The sequence below is a fragment of the Chromobacterium haemolyticum DSM 19808 genome, from assembly GCF_000711885.1.
Lineage (GTDB): Bacteria > Pseudomonadota > Gammaproteobacteria > Burkholderiales > Chromobacteriaceae > Chromobacterium > Chromobacterium haemolyticum.
The window spans coordinates 45,320-61,726 of record NZ_JONK01000015.1; the positions used below are offsets into that span (position 1 = coordinate 45,320).

13 protein-coding genes and 1 other RNA gene are annotated in these 16,407 nt (G+C 63.7%); 8 read left to right on the top strand and 6 right to left on the bottom strand.

The features are described 5' to 3' along the window. Positions 1–37 precede the first annotated feature (37 nt). Complete coding sequence (locus BR71_RS10615) at positions 38–985, bottom strand: LysR family transcriptional regulator (protein ID WP_043636772.1); 948 nt, start codon at positions 983–985, stop codon at positions 38–40. 164 nt (positions 986–1,149) lie between these two features. On the opposite strand from BR71_RS10615, the gene BR71_RS10620 reads away from it, so the two are divergent. After that, a complete protein-coding gene (locus tag BR71_RS10620) occupies positions 1,150–2,343 on the top strand; it encodes a M20 aminoacylase family protein (RefSeq protein ID WP_043636775.1) in 1,194 nt (397 codons plus the stop codon). Then, entirely contained in the window at positions 2,340–3,632 is a 1,293-nt protein-coding gene (locus BR71_RS10625; protein WP_043636778.1) for an MFS transporter, read from the top strand. Before BR71_RS10620 ends, BR71_RS10625 begins: the two co-directional genes overlap by 4 nt. A gap of 184 nt (positions 3,633–3,816) precedes the next feature. Here the strand turns inward: BR71_RS10625 and BR71_RS10630 are convergent, their stop codons facing one another. Continuing rightward, complete coding sequence (locus BR71_RS10630; RefSeq protein WP_052370486.1) at positions 3,817–6,996, bottom strand: bifunctional diguanylate cyclase/phosphodiesterase; 3,180 nt, start codon at positions 6,994–6,996, stop codon at positions 3,817–3,819. A gap of 106 nt (positions 6,997–7,102) precedes the next feature. Here BR71_RS10630 and rnpB point away from each other — a divergent pair. The 6 genes from rnpB to purD all read left to right on the top strand — a co-directional run bounded on the left by rnpB (position 7,103) and on the right by purD (position 12,614). Beyond that, positions 7,103–7,566, top strand: an RNA gene (rnpB, locus tag BR71_RS22950) — RNase P RNA component class A. 128 nt (positions 7,567–7,694) lie between these two features. Continuing rightward, positions 7,695–8,738, top strand: a complete 1,044-nt coding sequence (gene dusB, locus BR71_RS10635) for a tRNA dihydrouridine synthase DusB (RefSeq protein ID WP_043589466.1) — start codon at positions 7,695–7,697, stop codon at positions 8,736–8,738. A 30-nt stretch (positions 8,739–8,768) separates the two neighbouring features. Next, a complete protein-coding gene (fis, locus tag BR71_RS10640) occupies positions 8,769–9,005 on the top strand; it encodes a DNA-binding transcriptional regulator Fis (RefSeq protein WP_019100932.1) in 237 nt (78 codons plus the stop codon). A 73-nt stretch (positions 9,006–9,078) separates the two neighbouring features. Then, the gene (gene purH, locus BR71_RS10645) at positions 9,079–10,656 is read left to right on the top strand and encodes a bifunctional phosphoribosylaminoimidazolecarboxamide formyltransferase/IMP cyclohydrolase (RefSeq protein WP_043589467.1); all 1,578 of its coding nucleotides are present in this window, start codon (positions 9,079–9,081) and stop codon (positions 10,654–10,656) included. Between the two features lie 65 nt (positions 10,657–10,721). Next, entirely contained in the window at positions 10,722–11,279 is a 558-nt protein-coding gene (gene pagP / locus BR71_RS10650; protein ID WP_043636890.1) for a lipid IV(A) palmitoyltransferase PagP, read from the top strand. Between the two features lie 57 nt (positions 11,280–11,336). Beyond that, entirely contained in the window at positions 11,337–12,614 is a 1,278-nt protein-coding gene (purD, locus tag BR71_RS10655) for a phosphoribosylamine--glycine ligase (protein WP_043636780.1), read from the top strand. Between the two features lie 119 nt (positions 12,615–12,733). Here purD and rfbC read toward each other — a convergent pair whose 3' ends face one another. Genes rfbC through rfbB form a run of 4 tightly spaced genes read right to left on the bottom strand, consistent with a single transcriptional unit; the run spans position 12,734 to position 16,178 of the window. Continuing rightward, entirely contained in the window at positions 12,734–13,279 is a 546-nt protein-coding gene (gene rfbC, locus BR71_RS10660) for a dTDP-4-dehydrorhamnose 3,5-epimerase (RefSeq protein ID WP_043636783.1), read from the bottom strand. Between the two features lie 16 nt (positions 13,280–13,295). Then, complete coding sequence (gene rfbA, locus BR71_RS10665) at positions 13,296–14,183, bottom strand: glucose-1-phosphate thymidylyltransferase RfbA (protein WP_043636786.1); 888 nt, start codon at positions 14,181–14,183, stop codon at positions 13,296–13,298. Beyond that, on the bottom strand, positions 14,180–15,106 hold the full coding sequence (gene rfbD, locus BR71_RS10670; RefSeq protein ID WP_043636789.1) for a dTDP-4-dehydrorhamnose reductase: 927 nt from the start codon (positions 15,104–15,106) through the stop codon (positions 14,180–14,182). Before rfbD ends, rfbA begins: the two co-directional genes overlap by 4 nt. Next, a complete protein-coding gene (gene rfbB, locus BR71_RS10675; RefSeq protein WP_425265942.1) occupies positions 15,099–16,178 on the bottom strand; it encodes a dTDP-glucose 4,6-dehydratase in 1,080 nt (359 codons plus the stop codon). Before rfbB ends, rfbD begins: the two co-directional genes overlap by 8 nt. Positions 16,179–16,407 lie beyond the last annotated feature (229 nt).

Consider the following 16,407-nt stretch of genomic DNA (forward strand, 5'->3'; position numbering starts at 1 on the left):
CGCCGTATCGACGAATCTTCGCGGCTTTGAACGGGTTCTAAAACCGCAGCGTCAGCATGCGCGCCAGCGCCCGGTCCTCTGGCCGGGCGGAGCCCATGCGTTGGCGCAGCGTCTGCCGCAGACAGTCGATGAAGCCGCGCGCGGCATAACCGTGAGCCTGCCCTTGCAGGCTGATCACGCCGATGACGATCTCTTCCATGTCTTCCCGCAGCGACAAGGCCTGGACCTTGCCGGCGAACTCCGGACACAGCAACAAGGGTTCCGGCCCATAGCTGAGCATGCCGGCCTGAACCAGGCCGGCCAGCAGCGCCATCGACTGCGCGCAGATCAGCCGTTCCGGCGCGATAGCCAGGCCGTGGCGGGTGAACAACTGGTCCAGCACGTGGCGGTAGCTGGCCGGGCTGTAATTGACCACCCAATCCTGCTCCAGCAGCGCGGACAAGGATTGTGCGCGCAGCGCAGGATGCCCGTTGCGGGCGAACACTCGGCCGCCGTGGCTGAACAGCGGCTGGCAATGGAATTCCTGCGCCAGCGGCTCGAACAGCGGGCCGATGGCGAAATCCATCTGGCCGTCGCGCAAGCGCGGCAGCGCCACCGCCAGCAAGCCTTCGAACAGTTCCAGCCGGATTTCCGGCAGACGTTGGCGAAAGCGCAACACCACTTCCGGCAATAGCGTGGGCACCAGCCAGGGCGTGACGCCTATGCATAGCCGGGCGTCGCGTTGGCCGCGCAGCGCTTCCATTTCGCCGTGGGCGCGTTCCAGTTGCATCGCCACCTGGCGAGCATGGATCAGCAGCGCCTGACCCGCCTCGGTCAGCCGTGCGCCGCTGGCGTGACGCTGCAACAGGGGCAGCCGCTGTTCTTGCTCCAGCTCGCGCAGCGTCTTGCTGACCGCGGCCTGGGACAGATCCAACATGCGCGCGGCGGCGCGAATGCCGCCGCCGTCGGCCAGCGCGATCAGCGCTTGCAGTTGCTGCAGTTTCATCTTTTCTCCAAGTGGACAACCAGAAGTGTTCTCGATCACTTTCTCAAGTCTATTCACCTGTTAACTATTGCCGCTAGTCTGTGATCGCTGTTTCGGCGTCGTGTCCATCGCCGCCAAGACAGTGTGCGACAAGAGGCTCATAGACACCATAAGGAGACAAGGCCATGAACGCTCACATTCTGCCCGGCATCCGCGATATCGCTCCGGCGATGACAGAACTGCGCCACAAGATACATGCCCACCCGGAGTTGGGTTTCGAGGAGGTGGAAACCCGCCGCCACGTGATCCGCTGTCTGCGCGAATGGGGCTACGAGATCCACGAAGGATTGGGCGTCACCGGCGTGGTCGGCACCCTGCGCCGCGGCGAGGGGCCGCGCATAGGCCTGCGCGCAGACATGGACGCGCTGCCGATTCAGGAAAGCACCGGCTTGCCCTGGGCCAGCCGCGTGGAGGGAAAAATGCACGCCTGCGGCCATGACGGTCATACCGCGATGCTGCTGGCCGCCGCTTGCGAGCTGGCGCGGCGGGACAGTTTTAGCGGCACCGTGCATCTCTTTTTCCAGCCCGCGGAGGAGGGGCATGGCGGCTCCGGCGCCAAGCGCATGCTGGACGACGGCCTGTTCCGCTTGTTCCCCTGCGACGCCATCTTCGCCATGCACAATATGCCGGGCTTTCCAGTGGGACAATTAGGTTTCCGGTCCGGTCCGTTCATGGCCTCCACCGACACCGCGGTGATTCGCATTCACGCCACCGGCGGCCACGGCGCGATGCCGCACACAGCGGTGGACCCCATCGTGGTGGCGGCTTCGCTGGTGATGGCCTTGCAAAGTGTGGTGGCGCGCAATGTGCCGCCGCTGGACATGGCCGTGGTGACGGTGGGGGCCATCTTGGCTGGGGAGGCGCCGAACGTGATTCCTGAGCGCGCGGAAATGCGTTTGAGCATCCGCGCCTTGCGGCCGGAGGTGCGCGCTTTGCTGCGCCAGCGGATCGAAGCGTTGGCCGAAGCGCAGGCCGCCGGTTTCGGCGCGCGCGCCGAAGTGGATTATCAATACGGCTATCCGGTGTTGATCAACGACGAGGCGGCCACCGCGTTGGCGCGGCAGGTGGCGTTGGACTGGCTGGGCGAGGACGGGGTGGCGGCGGAGATGCCGCCGCTGACCGGCAGCGAGGATTTCGCCTTCTGGCTGGAACGGGTGCCGGGCTGTTATCTGATCATCGGCAACGGCGATGGAGAGGGCGGCTGCATGGTGCATAACCCCGGCTACGACTTCAACGACCAGGCTTTGCCGGTGGGCGCCAGCTACTGGGTCAAGCTGGTGGAGCGTTATCTGGGCGGCGAGGCCGGGGGCGGGCAATGACGGCGGCGCAATGGGCGGCAGCGCGGCCGGCCGCGCCCAGCCGCCGCGCGATCATCGCCATCACCGTGGGCAATGCGTTGGAGTTCTACGATTTCATCGTCTACAGCGCGCTGGCCACCTTGATGGGGCGCTTGTTTTTTCCGTTCAGCGACGAGCCGCTGCTGCAACTCATGCTGTCGTTCGCCGTGTTCGGCACCGGCTTCGTCAGCCGGCCGATAGGCGGCATCGTCATCGGCCTGTACGCGGATCGCAAGGGGCGCAAGCCGGCCTTGCGGCTCAGCCTGTGGTTGATGGCGATAGGCTCGTTGTTGTTCGTGGTGGCGCCCACCTATGCGCAGGCTGGCTTGCTTGGGCCGGCGCTAGTGGTGCTGGGGCGGCTGGTGCAGGGCTTCGCCGTCGGCGGCCAGGTGGGCGCGGCCACCTCCATGTTGATGGAGTACGCCGATGATAAGTCGCGCGGCTATTACTGTAGCTGGCAGTTGTTCAGCCAGGGGCTGGGGGTGTTGGCCGGCACGCTGACGGTGAGCTTGCTTAGCGGGATGTTGTCCGCGGCGGCGATGGATGCCTGGGGTTGGCGTCTGGTTTTCGCCATCGGCGTGCTGGCGATCCCGGTAGGCGAGTACATTCGCCACCAACTGGACGAGACTGCGTCGTCGGCGATCGCGCCCCGGGCGACGGTGGAGCCGGCCGGCCCTTTGTTGCGACGGCATTGGCGGCAGCTGCTGGCCGGGGTGTTGTTGACCATAGGCGGCACGGCGCCTACCTTCATCGTCGGCCATTATCTGGCCAACCACGCGGTGACGGTGCTGGGCATGCCCTTGGCGGTGGCGATCTGGGCCGCGTCGACCGCGGCATTGCTGCAAGTGCTGTTGTCGGTGCCGGCCGGGCGGTGGAGCGACCGCATCGGCCGGCGCAAGTCCATTCTGTGGCCGCGCTTGCTGCTGTTGCTGTTGATCTATCCGGGTTTCATGTTGGTCAACGCGGCCTCGAGCTGGCCGGTGCTGCTCTTGGTGGTGGCGATATTGACCTTACCGCTGGTGTATACCTCGGTGCCGAGCATCGCCTTGCTGCCGGAACTGTTTCCACGTCGCATCCGCGCCAGCGGCATGTCCATTGTTTATTGCGTGGGGGTGATGATCTTCGGCGGTTTTGCGCAGTTCTTCGCCGCCGGTCTGATCAAGTTGACCGGAGATCCTAATGCGCCGGCCTTGTACGCGGGGCTATGCATGTTGGTATCGCTGATTGGGCTGGCGATGGTGCCGGAAACGGCGAACCGGCCGCTGGACTGAGAGGCGAAGCGTCCGGTCCGGCGTGCGCCGGGCCGGACTCATAACCGGTTCAAAGCCTGCTGCGCTTTGTGAGGCGTTGCATGGTGAGTACAAGCTCAACATGCTCATGTACCCCTCGGCCATTCCGTTTTTTCGCTCGTTTTCGCCTTGTCTCGCCCTTGCTCGCGAGGCTTTGAACAGGTTCTCAGACCGATAGCCGCTGCCGCAAGGCGTCCATGCGCTGTTCCATCGCTTCGGCGGACAGCGGCGCGCCCAGCAGATAGCCCTGCATCGCCGAACAGCCGAGTTTACCCAGGTAGATTTGCTGCTGCGGGTGTTCGACGCCCTCGGCCAGCGTGTCCATGCCCAGGGCGTTAGCCAGGTGAACGATGGCGGAGACGATGGCCGCGTTTTCTTCATCCTGCGGCAGATCGATGATGAAGGAACGGTCTATTTTGATGGTGTCCGGCGCGAACCGCTTCAGATAGGCCAGGCTGGAGTAGCCGGTGCCGAAATCGTCTATCGACAAGCGCACGCCCATTGCTTTGATCACCGCCAATTGGCGCGCGGCGAAGTCCGCGTCCTCCATCAGCGTGCTTTCGGTGACTTCGATTTCAAGGCAGTAGCCGGGCAGGCCGCTGCTTTGCAGCGCATCGCGCACGTCGTCGACGAAGTCCGGCCGCGTCAGTTGCCGCGCTGAGACGTTCACCGCCATGCGCACCGGGCGCAGGCCGCTGTCGTACCATTGCGCCGCCTGGCGGCAAGCTTCGCCCAGCACCCAGCGTCCCAGCGGCACCACCAGGCCGGTGTCCTCTGCGATGGGAATGAAGCGAGAGGGCATGATCAAGCCGTGCTCCGGATCGCGCCAGCGCACCAGCGCCTCGCAGCCGAGCAGGCGCTCGCCGCTCATATTGAACTGCGGCTGATACACCAGATAGAGCTCGCCATGTTCGATGGCGCGGCGCAGCCGGGTTTCCAGATGCAGCCGTTCAGCCACTTCCACGTTCATTTCCCGGGTGTAGAAGCGGAAGGTGCTGCGGCCGTGCGCCTTGGCGTGGTACATGGCGAGATCGGCGTTCATCAGCAGATTCTGCAGGTCGCGGCCGTCGTCCGGCATCAGGCTGATGCCTATGCTGCAACTGACGTTGAGCTGGTGGGCGCCGATGTCGAAGGGGCGTTGCATCGCGGCCAGCACGCGTTCGGCCACTTGAGCGGCCTCGCCGGGCTGATCGATGGACGGCAGGATGAGCACGAACTCGTCGCCGCCGGTGCGGCCGACGGTGTCCAGCGCACCCACCGCGGCGCTTAGGCGGCCGGCCGCCTGTTTCAACAGCTCGTCGCCCAAACCGTGGCCCAGGGTGTCGTTGATGTTCTTGAAGTGATCCAGATCGACGAACAGCACCGCCAGCTGGCCCTGACGCAACTCTGCCTGGCGGATCGCCTGCTGCAGCCGGTCGTTGATCAGCACACGGTTGGGCAGGTCGGTCAGCGCGTCGTACTCGGCCAGGTGCTGGACCCGCGCCTCTTGCTCCTTGCGTTCGGAGATGTCGGTGAACAGCGCCACGTAATGGCTGATTTCACCCTGTTCGTTTTGCAGCACGCTGATGTTCAGCCATTCCGGGAAGATGTCGCCGTTCTTGCGGCGGTTCCAGATCTCGCCGGACCATTGGCCGCGCTGGGTCAGTTGCTGCCACATGTTTTCGAAGAAGGCCGGTTCGTGGCGGCCGGAGGCGAGCAGGGCTGGAGTCTGACCCAGGGCCTCGCTCTCTTCGTAGCCGGTGATCGCGCAGAAGGCGCGGTTGACCGCCAGGATGCGGTTGTCCGGGTCGGTGACCAGGATGGCCTCGTTGCTGGATTCGAACACCTTGGCGGCCAGCCGCAGTTGGCGGTCGGTCTGGCGGCGAGCGGTGATGTCGCGGCCGGTGGCGCACAGATAGTCTTCGCCTTGGTAGTTGAGCGGGCTGACGGTGACTTCCAGCCATTGCTCTTCGCCGCAGCATTGCAGGCGGGTGTCGAAGGTGTGAGGCAGGGCGTCCGTGGCCGGGCGGAACAGCGCGCGAGTCAGCGTCGCGGCGTCGCAACCGCAATCCAGCCGTTGACGCGCTGCTTGGTTGCAGTAAACGATGTCGCCGGCGGCGTTGCGAAGCGCGATCAGATCGGTGGCGTTGTCCACCATGAAGTGGCTGAGGCGCAGGTCGCGCGAGCGCTGCTCCAGCGAGAGGTGGCTTTGCTGCAGGTCCTGGCGGTAGCGCTGCACCAGCGCGTTGAGCCAGCGCAGGAAGCACCAGCAGAAGGCCGCGGCGGCCAACAGGGCGGCCAGGGTCAGCAGCAAGGTGGCGACAATGCGTTCGCGCAGGCTGAGCTCGAGTTCCTGTCTCGCCCGCTGGCTGCTGTCCTCGATGGACTGCACGCGCAGGCTGGTGACCAGGGTCCAGTCCCAGCCGGGCAGCTGGCGCGCATAGGACAGATAGCGCTCGCCCTGCGGCGCGTCCAGGCTGCTGATCAGGTATTCCATGAAGCCGCCTTGCTTGCCGCGGCGGATCAGTTCGGCAATGCGGCCGCGGTCGGCGCCGGGCAGGGCGGAGTAGTGCTTGCCGTTCATCGTCGGATTGGACGGGTCCAGCAGGATCACGCCGTGGCGGTCTATGATCATGAAGTCGCCGCTGTCGTGGCCGAAGCGCATCCGCGCCAGCATCTCCAGGCCTTGCTTCTGCATATCGGTTTCGACGTTGTTCAGATACTCGCCGCTGCCTATCAGCCAGTTGTAAGGTCCGAAACGGCGGGCGTAGGCGACTTTCTCGCTCATCTCGCCGCGGCCCGGCTGGTACCAGCGGTAAGAGCTGAAGCCGCGCTGTTGGGGGTTGTCCACGGACTCGATCAGCGCGCGCATGATGTAGCGGCCTTGATCGTCGCGGTTGGCCAGCAGCGAGCCGCCTTCCAACTGCGGCGCGGTGGGCAGCAGCACGCAGCGCCCGTCCAGGCCGTCGATGAAGAAGTAGCCGCGGCCATCGAAATAGCGCAGCGGCCGCAGCGCTTCCGCGATCAGCCGCTGCACTTGATGCGGGGGCCGGCGCAGGCGCTCCTGGCGCCAGACGGCGTCGGCCAGGTTCCACGCCTGGTCCACTTGTTCGCGCAGTCTTTGCTTCAGGGTGTCGTTGGTGCGTTCGCGCAGCGCGGACAAGGTTTGCGCGGCGTGATCGGCATAGGAGCGCAGGTAGTCGCGCGCGCGCGCGTAAGCGTCCTGACGTATGGTGTGCTGGCGAGTCTGGAAGTCATTCCAACTGCTCAGCAGGAAGTAGCTGGACAAGGTCAGCGCCAGCATGAACACAATAGCGAGCGTGCCAAACAATTGCAGACGGGACAGCTTGGCTTGATTCAGCTCCATGTTTTTGTCGTTATCGCTCGGTGGACCCGCCAGTATAAGGGATTATCGCGTTTGTCATGGCAAAATGTCGGGCCGGCCGGGGCGGAATCGGGTAGAATGGCGGCCGGAAGTTGGCCAGACAGTCGCCGCGCAAATTCGCAAGAAGGAGCGGGGAGGAAAGTCCGGGCTCCATAGAGCAGGATGCCGGTTAACGGCCGGACGCCGTGAGGCGATGGAAAGTGGCGCAGAGAGCTGAACCGCCGATGGCCGGAAGAAGCGCCCGCAAGGGCGCGGATTCTTTATTTCGCCGCGCAAGCGGCGGGACGGATCAGGCAAGGGTGAAAAGGTGTACTGGCCGGGCGAGAGTCCGGTCGGACAGGTAGGGTGTGGTGCCCTATTCTGCGGTAAGAGCGCACCGCGGACGTGGTAACACGGACGGCAGGCAAAACCCCATCCGGAGCAAGACCAAATAGGGGGAATTGACGTTGCTCGCGTATATCCCCGGGTAGGTCGCTTGAGCCTGTCGGTAACGGCAGGCCTAGAGGAATGACTGTCCAACGACAAGACCCGGCTTATCGGCCAACTTCCACCTCATCCCCGCGATCCCATGGCTTGCCGCTATGGGGTTTGCTCAAAAAATAAGCAAAAAAAATCCACGTCCCTGGGAAAAAGCTTTACAATACCGGCCCTTCAGTCAGTTATCCCAGAGTTTCGCACGCATGCGCATTGGTTCGTACACATTGAAAAACCGGCTGATCGTGGCGCCCATGGCCGGAGTGACGGATAGACCGTTCCGCATGCTGTGCAAGCAGTTGGGCGCCGGCATGGCGGTATCGGAAATGATCACCTCCAACAAGGCGCTGTGGACCACGGCCAAGACCTTGCGCCGCGCGGATCACACCGGCGAGGTGGAGCCGATCTCGGTGCAGATCGCGGGTTCCGATCCGGCGCAAATGGCCGAGGCGGCGCGGCTCAACGTGGAGCGCGGCGCGCAGATCATCGACATCAATATGGGCTGTCCGGCCAAAAAAGTGTGCAATGTGGCCGCCGGTTCGGCGCTGCTGCGCGACGAGGCGCTGGTGGGCCGCATCCTGGAGGCGGTAGTCAAGGCGGTGGATGTGCCGGTGACGCTGAAGACGCGGACCGGCTGGAGCCCCGAGCACCGCAACGCCTTGAGAGTGGCCAGGCTGGCGGAGGATTGCGGCATTGCCGCGCTGGCCTTGCACGGCCGCACCCGCGAGGACATGTATCGCGGCGCGGCCGAGTACGACACGATACGCGAGGTGAAGCGGCAGATCCGGATTCCGTTGATCGCCAACGGCGACATCGATACCCCGCAGAAAGCACAGTGGGTGCTGGAACATACCGGCGCCGATGCCATCATGATAGGACGGGCGGCCCAGGGGCGCCCGTGGATTTTCCGCGAAATTCAGCATTTTCTGGAGAGCGGCGAATGCCTGCCGCCGCCGAAGGTGAGCGAGATCCGTCAGCTCTTGCTGGGGCATCTGGATGAGCTATACCAGTTTTACGGCGAATACTCGGGCTGCCGCATCGCCCGCAAGCACATCGCCTGGTACACCAAGGGGCTGCAGGGCGGAAATGCGTTCCGCCAGCAGATGTACCAACTCGAGTCCACGGCGGAACAGCGCTTGGCCGTGGCGGCTTATTTCGACCGTTTGGCGGGGGACTCCGAACGGCTGGTGTATTTGGATGGCGCTGGGGAAGCGTTGGACCACGACTCGGAGACGGTGGTGGATGGCTAATTCCAATCAGACTTGGACAGAATAATAACCATGCAGAACAATGACCATATCTCGCAGTCGGTGCGGCTGGCGATGGAACAGTATTTCAGAGACCTGGATGGCGAGAACCCCTCCGCCATCTACGACATGGTGTTGGCTTGCGTGGAAAAGCCATTGCTCGAGGTGGTGCTGATACACACCCAGGGCAATCAGACCCGGGCGGCGGAGTTGCTGGGATTGAACCGCAACACCCTGCGCAAAAAGATGAAGTCTTATGATTTGATATGAAGACAAACCGGCCATACCGAACAGGGTGGCCGGTTTTTTTTGTGTTTCTTTTTAGTTAACGCGGTAGAGAACCATGAGCAAAATCGAACGCGCGCTGATCAGCGTCTCCGACAAGAGCGGCATTCTGGAATTCGCCCAGGCCCTGGCCTCCCAAGGCGTGCACATCCTGTCCACCGGCGGCACCGCCAAACTGCTGGCCGACGCAGGCGTGCCGGTGACTGAGGTGTCCGACTACACCGGCTTCCCGGAAATGCTGGACGGCCGGGTCAAGACCTTGCATCCGAAAGTGCACGGCGGCATTCTGGGCCGCCGCGATCTGCCGGAACACGTGGCCAAGATGGCCGAGCACGATATCGGCAACATCGATCTGGTTTGCGTCAACCTCTACCCGTTTGAAGCCACCATCGCCAATCCCGACTGCGAGTTGGAAGACGCGATCGAGAACATCGACATCGGCGGGCCGACCATGGTGCGTTCCGCCGCCAAGAACTGGGCGCACGTGGCCATCGTCACCGACGCCGCCGACTATGCGGCATTGGCCGAGGAAATGCGCGCCAACGGCGGCGCGTTGTCCAAGGCCACTCGCTTTGAGTTGGCCAAGAAGGCCTTCACTCACACCGCCGCCTACGACGGCGCCATTTCCAACTATCTGACCAGCCTGGCCGACGGCGCGCTGGCGGGCAAACCGGAACGCGTGGCCTTCCCCAAACGCCTCAACGCTCAGTTCGTCAAAGTTCAGGACATGCGTTACGGAGAGAACCCGCACCAGGCGGCCGCTTTCTACCGAGACCTGGACCCGGCCGCCGGCTCCATCGCCAATTATCGCCAGCTGCAAGGCAAGGAACTGTCCTACAACAATATCGCCGACGCCGACGCCGCCTGGGAAGCGGTGAAGACCTTCGACGATACAGCCTGCGTCATCGTCAAGCACGCCAACCCCTGCGGCGTGGCGGTGGCGGGCGACACGCTGAGCGCTTACCGGCTGGCCTTCGCCACCGATACCACCAGCGCTTTCGGTGGCATCATCGCCTTCAACCGCCCGGTGGACGCCGCCACGGTGGAAGCGGTGACCGGCCAGTTCCTGGAGGTGTTGATCGCGCCGGCCTTCACCGAGGAAGCCAAGGCCGTCATCGCCGCCAAGAAGAATGTGCGCGTGCTGGAAATTCCGCTGGAAGCCGGCTCCAACCGCTTCGAGCTGAAGCGGGTGGGCGGCGGCGTGCTGGTGCAGACGCCGGACATCCGCAATGTGGGCCTGGACGAGTTGCGTGTGGTGACCCAACGTCAACCGACGCCGCAGGAACTGTCCGACCTGCTATTCGCCTGGCGCGTGGCGAAATATGTGAAGTCGAATGCAATTGTTTTCTGTAAAAATGGTCAGACTGCCGGTATCGGCGCTGGTCAGATGAGCCGCGTGGACTCCACCCGCATCGCGGCGCGCAAGGCGGCAGACGCCGGCTTGAGCCTGCAGGGCGCGGTGGCGTCGTCCGACGCCTTCTTCCCGTTCCGCGACGGTATCGACGTCATCGCCGAACAGGGGATCAAGGCCATCATCCAGCCGGGCGGTTCGATGCGCGACGAGGAGGTCTTCGCCGCCGCCGACGAGCACGGCATCGCGATGGTGCTGACTGGAGTGCGCCACTTCCGCCACTGAGTTTTTCCGATTAACCGGAGGAGGCCGGCATGCCGGCTTCTTTGCATGGATTTGTTGTTTTTCTGATGAGAGCAATTGCCTGTTGGCTGGGCGCCGGCTTGTTGGCGTCCTGCAGCCTGGCGGCGCGGGCCGAAGAGCCGGCCGCCGAATCGCAAGGTTTCTGGCAGCGGAGCCGCGCCAATATCGAGGCGGCCTGGCGTTCCGACCAGTACGAGCTGTACGTGCCGGCGGTGACGTGGCACAACCGCGCCTTCTACGATAGAGAGAAGATCAAGCAGTTCAACGAACGGCCGTGGGGCTTGGGCCTGGGGCGTTATCGCTACGACGCCGACGGCGATTGGCACGCGCTGTACGCGATGGCCTTCCTTGATTCGCATAAGGACGTGGAGCCCTTTGTGGGCTACGCCTTCCAGAAAGTGTGGCGTCCGCTGGAAGGCTGGCGCTTGGGAGCGGGCTTTACCGCCGGCGTCACCGCGCGCTCGGACTACAGTTACGCGCCGTTGCCGGCGGTGCTGCCGCTGGTGTCGGTGGAATACCGCCGGCTGGCCTTGCAGGCCACTTATATTCCCGGCGGGCACAACAACGGCAATGTCCTGTTTGCCTGGTTGCGTTGGCAATTGTGATCGAATGAGAAATCCGGCGCGCCGAGGCGCGCCGCAAAAACGAGTGGAGCATCGCACATGAAAGTACTGGTAATCGGCTCCGGCGGGCGCGAGCACGCGCTGGCCTGGCGCATCGCCAAGTCGCGCCGGGTGTCCAAGGTCTTTGTCGCGCCCGGCAACGCCGGCACCGCGCTGGACCCCAATCTGACCAACGTCGATCTTGGCAGCGTGGCAGAGTGGGTGGCTTTCGCCAAGCAGGAGAAAATCGAGCTGACCGTGGTGGGCCCGGAAGCGCCGCTGGCGGCCGGCGTGGTGGATGCCTTCCGCGCCGAGGGGCTGCGGATATTCGGCCCCACTCAATACTGCGCGCAGTTGGAGAGCTCCAAGGATTTCGCCAAGGCCTTCATGAAGCGCCACGGCATCCCCACCGCCGCTTATGAAACCTTCAGCGACGCCGCCGCCGCCCATGCTTATGTCGATTCCAAGGGCGCGCCCATCGTGATCAAGGCCGATGGCCTGGCCGCAGGCAAGGGGGTGGTGGTGGCGTTGACGCTGGACGAGGCGCACGCCGCCATCGACGACATGCTGGTGGGCAACAAGATGGGCAGCGCCGGGGCGCGGGTAGTGATAGAGGACTTCCTGCAAGGCGAGGAGGCCAGCTTTATCGTGATGGTGGATGGTGACCATGTGCTGCCCATGGCCACCAGCCAGGATCACAAGCGGCTGCTGGACAACGATCAGGGCCCGAATACCGGCGGCATGGGCGCGTACAGCCCGGCGCCGGTGGTGACGCCGGCGGTGCACAACCGGGTGATGCGCGAAATCATCCTGCCCACAGTGCTGGGCATGAAGAAGGACGGCCACAGCTATACCGGCTTTCTCTATGCAGGCCTGATGATAGACGCCCAAGGCAATCCTTATACCATCGAGTTCAATTGCCGCTTCGGCGATCCTGAAACTCAACCCATCATGGCGCGGCTGAAGTCGGATTTCACCGTGCTGCTGGAAGCCGGCGTCAACGGACGTCTGAACCAGGTAGAGGCGGAATGGGACCGGCGCGTGGCGCTGGGCGTGGTGCTGGCGGCCGAAGGCTATCCGGAAGCGCCGCGCAAGGGCGATCTGATCAGCGGCCTTCCGCCGGAGAGCGAGGACGGCATGGTGTTCCACGCCGGCGTCAGCCTGGACGCGGACAAGCAACTGCGCAGCAACGGCGGCCGAGTGCTGTGCGCGGTAGGCCTGGGCGACAGCGTCAAGATGGCGCAGGGCAAGGCTTACACGTTGGCTGACCAGATTCAGTTCGCAGGCAAGCAGTTGCGCCGGGACATAGGCGCGCGCGCGATTGGCCGCAAGCACTGAGAGCCCGTTCAAAGTCTCGCTCTAGCTCGCGAGATCGTGAACAGATTCTGAGCCCCGTCGTTTGAAGCAAAAACAGCGTCGTTCGCGGCGCTGTTTGCATTTCCGGGCTTGGGTCCGGCTCAGCCTAATTCGGCCAGGCGCAGGCCAGGCGCGGCGCCGTCCTTAGGCGATAGTTGGGGTTCTTCGTCCAGCGGCCAGGCGATGTTCAGCTCCGGGTCGTTCCAGGCGATGGCGCGCTCCAGGTCCTTGAACCAGTAATCCGTGGTCTTGTACAGGAATTCGGCGTTGTCCGACAGAGTGAGGAAGCCGTGGGCGAAGCCCGGCGGCACCCATAACTGACGCTTGTTGGCGGCGGACAGGCGCACGCCTACCCATTGACCGAAGCTGGCCGAGTCGCGGCGGATGTCGACGGCGACATCGAAGACCTCGCCTTCAACCACCCGGACCAGTTTGCCTTGAGCGTGCGGCGCCAATTGGTAGTGCAGGCCTCGCAGCACGCCTTTGGCCGAACGGCTGTGATTGTCCTGAACGAAGTGGACCGGGCGGCCGACGGCGGCTTCGAAGCGCTGCTGATTGAAGCTTTCGAAGAAGAAGCCGCGCTCGTCGCCGAACACGGCGGGCTCGATGATTTTGACGTCGGGAATAGTGGTGTCGATGATGTTCATGCGCTGCTCGTCGGCATCAATAGACTGGTTGATCCAGCATCGCCAGCAGATAACGGCCGTAGCCGGTTTTCTGCAGCGGCTTGGCTAGTTGGCGCACCTGTTCGTCGCCTATCCAGCCGGAGCGGTAAGCCACCTCTTCCGGGCAGGCCACTTTCAGGCCCTGACGGCTTTCAATGGTGGCGATGAATTGGCTGGCTTCCAGCATCGATTCATGGGTGCCGGTGTCCAGCCAGGCGTAGCCGCGGCCCATGGTTTGCACCGATAGCTGTCCCTGTTGCAAATAGACGTTGTTGACGTCGGTGATCTCCAGCTCGCCGCGAGGGGAGGGTTTGATGGACTTGGCGATGTCGACTACCTGCTCGTCGTAGAAGTACAGGCCGGTCACCGCGTAATTGGATTTGGGCTGCGTCGGCTTTTCCTCAATGGACAGTGCCTTGCCGTCGGCGTCGAAGGCCACCACGCCGTAGCGCTCCGGGTCGTTGACGCGATAGGCGAACACGCTGGCGCCGCTGCGTTTGGCGTTGGCGTCTTGCAGCAAGGCGGAAAAGTCGTGACCGTAATAGATGTTGTCGCCCAGCACCAAGGCGGACGGCGCCCCGGCCAGGAAATCCTCGCCGATGATGAAGGCCTGGGCCAGACCGTCCGGGCTGGGTTGCACCGCGTATTGCAGTCGGATGCCCCATTGGCTGCCGTCGCCCAGCAACTGCTCGAAGCGCGGCGTGTCCTGCGGAGTGGAGATGATCAGGATCTCGTGGATGCCGGCCAGCATCAGCGTGGTCAGCGGATAGTAGATCATCGGTTTGTCGTAGATGGGCAGCAATTGCTTGCTGACCGAAATGGTGGCCGGATAGAGCCGGGTGCCGGAGCCGCCGGCCAGGATGATGCCTTTGCGTGCCAGAGTCATTGGATGTCTTTCTGTTGCGGTTGGGCGGCCAGTTCGGCCAGCACTTGCTCGACGCCGCTTTCCCAGCGCGGCAGCGTGAGGCCGAAGGTCCGCTGCAGCTTGGCGCAGTCGAGCCGGGAGTTGGCGGGGCGGGGCGCCGGCAATGGGTAGTCGGCGGTGGCGATGGGCGTGATGTCGGCGGGCGACAGCCGCAGCGGGAAGCCGAGTTTTTCCGCCTCGGCAACCAGGAAGCGGGCGTAGCCGTGCCAGCTGGTTTCACCTTGCGGCGCCAGATGGTAGCTGCCGTAGGCGAAATCGGCCGGCTTGCGCAGATAGTCGCGCAGCAGCGCCGCGGTCACGTTGGCGATCAGCGCGGTGGAGGTGGGCGCGCCGATCTGATCGGCGACCACCCGCAAGTTGTCGCGCTCCTGGGCCAGCCGCAGAATGGTTTTGAGGAAATTGCCGCCGTGGGCGCCGAACACCCAACTGGTGCGGAGGATCAAATGCCGAGGCGCGGCGGCGCGCACCGCCTCCTCGCCCTCCCATTTGCTTTGGCCGTAGACCGAGCGCGGCCGGGCCGGGTCATCCTCGCGCCAAGGCCGTTCGCCGGCGCCGTCGAACACGTAGTCGGTGGAGTAATGCAGCAGCAGCGCTTGTCGCCTCGCCGCCCATTGCGCCAGCAACGCCGGCGCGGCGGCGTTGACCGAGCGGGCCTGCTCCACTTCGCTTTCTGCGCGGTCCACGGCGGTGTAAGCGGCGGGGTTGACGATGATGTCGGGCTGGTGGCGCTCCAGTGCCTGGAGGATGCTGTCGGTCTGGCTCAGGTCCAGTTCGGTCCGGTTCAACGCGACGATATTGCTCAGCGACGCCAGCGCGGTCCGCAGCTGATGACCGAGCTGGCCGTTGACTCCGGTCAGCAATATGGTGGGTTCGCGCTCAGCCATAGTGCCGGTTCACCCAGTCGCGATAGGCGCCGCTGCTGACGTTGGCCACCCAGTCTTGATGTTGCAGATACCAGGCCACGGTTTTGCGGATGCCGCTATCGAAGGTTTCCTGTGGTTTCCAGCCCAAGTCGCGCTCCAGCTTGCGCGCGTCTATCGCGTAGCGGCGGTCATGGCCGGGCCGGTCGGCGACGAAGGCGATCTGATCGGCATAGCGGCGAGCCGGGTCGGCGTGCGGCGCCAGTTCGTCCAACAGCGCGCAGATGGTCTTCACCACGTCCAGATTGGTTTTTTCGTTCCAGCCGCCGACGTTATAGGTTTCGCCGGGCACGCCGGCTTCCAGTACGCGGCGGATGGCGGAGCAATGGTCTTTGACGTAGAGCCAGTCGCGCACCTGACTGCCGTCGCCATAGATGGGCAGCGGCTTGCCGGCCAGCGCGTTGAGAATGACCAGAGGAATCAACTTTTCCGGGAAATGATAAGGGCCGTAATTATTGCTGCAATTGGTGGTCAGCACCGGCAGGCCGTAGGTGTGGTGCCACGCGCGTATCAGGTGGTCGGACGCGGCCTTGGAAGCTGAGTAGGGGCTGTTGGGCTCATAACGGTGGCGTTCGGAGAACGGCGCGTCGTCGGGCCCCAGCGTGCCGTAGACCTCGTCGGTGGATACGTGCAGCAGGCGGAAGCCCCGTCGCTCCTCGGCGGGCAGCTGGTTCCAGTAACCGCGCACGCTTTCCAGCAGATTGAAGGTGCCCACCACATTGGTCTGGATGAAGTCGCCCGGCCCGTGGATGGAGCGGTCGACGTGGCTTTCCGCGGCGAAATTGATCACCGCTCGCGGCTGGTGCTCGGCCAGCAGGGCGCTGACCAGAGCGTGGTCGCCGATGTCTCCGCGCACGAAAACGTGGCGCGTGTCCTGTTCAAGCGTTTTCAGCGTGTCGAGATTGCCGGCGTAGGTCAGCGCGTCGAGGTTGATGATGCGCTCATCGCTCTGCGCCAGCCAGTCCAGCACGAAATTGCCGCCGATGAAGCCGGCGCCGCCGGTTACCAAAATGCTCATAACGTTCGTTCTTTCAATGGCCTGAATCAAGAAATGGGGTCATTGCCGCCTCAGGAAGGTAGGACGGCAAGAGGGTGGCAAAAATATTCAATACGCTGCTTATGGACTTCAATGAATGATATCGACAGCTTGGCTAGGTTCCAACTGCTTAAAAATATCGGTGCAGACCGGGGGAGGGAAAGAGGCGGATTTATAGCATTTTTGCAGCTGTCGTCGAAAATTCGACATTGGCTTAATGCGGCTTCTC

Bases quoted from the DNA above. Each gene is read 5' to 3' on its own strand.
- BR71_RS10615 (WP_043636772.1), bottom strand. From the start codon at position 985: ATGAAACTGCAGCAACTGCAAGCGCTGATCGCGCTGGCCGACGGCGGC.
- BR71_RS10620 (WP_043636775.1), top strand. From the start codon at position 1,150: ATGAACGCTCACATTCTGCCCGGCATCCGCGATATCGCTCCGGCGATG.
- BR71_RS10625 (WP_043636778.1), top strand. From the start codon at position 2,340: ATGACGGCGGCGCAATGGGCGGCAGCGCGGCCGGCCGCGCCCAGCCGC.
- BR71_RS10630 (WP_052370486.1), bottom strand. From the start codon at position 6,996: ATGGAGCTGAATCAAGCCAAGCTGTCCCGTCTGCAATTGTTTGGCACG.
- dusB (WP_043589466.1), top strand. From the start codon at position 7,695: ATGCGCATTGGTTCGTACACATTGAAAAACCGGCTGATCGTGGCGCCC.
- fis (WP_019100932.1), top strand. From the start codon at position 8,769: ATGCAGAACAATGACCATATCTCGCAGTCGGTGCGGCTGGCGATGGAA.
- purH (WP_043589467.1), top strand. From the start codon at position 9,079: ATGAGCAAAATCGAACGCGCGCTGATCAGCGTCTCCGACAAGAGCGGC.
- pagP (WP_043636890.1), top strand. From the start codon at position 10,722: ATGAGAGCAATTGCCTGTTGGCTGGGCGCCGGCTTGTTGGCGTCCTGC.
- purD (WP_043636780.1), top strand. From the start codon at position 11,337: ATGAAAGTACTGGTAATCGGCTCCGGCGGGCGCGAGCACGCGCTGGCC.
- rfbC (WP_043636783.1), bottom strand. From the start codon at position 13,279: ATGAACATCATCGACACCACTATTCCCGACGTCAAAATCATCGAGCCC.
- rfbA (WP_043636786.1), bottom strand. From the start codon at position 14,183: ATGACTCTGGCACGCAAAGGCATCATCCTGGCCGGCGGCTCCGGCACC.
- rfbD (WP_043636789.1), bottom strand. From the start codon at position 15,106: ATGGCTGAGCGCGAACCCACCATATTGCTGACCGGAGTCAACGGCCAG.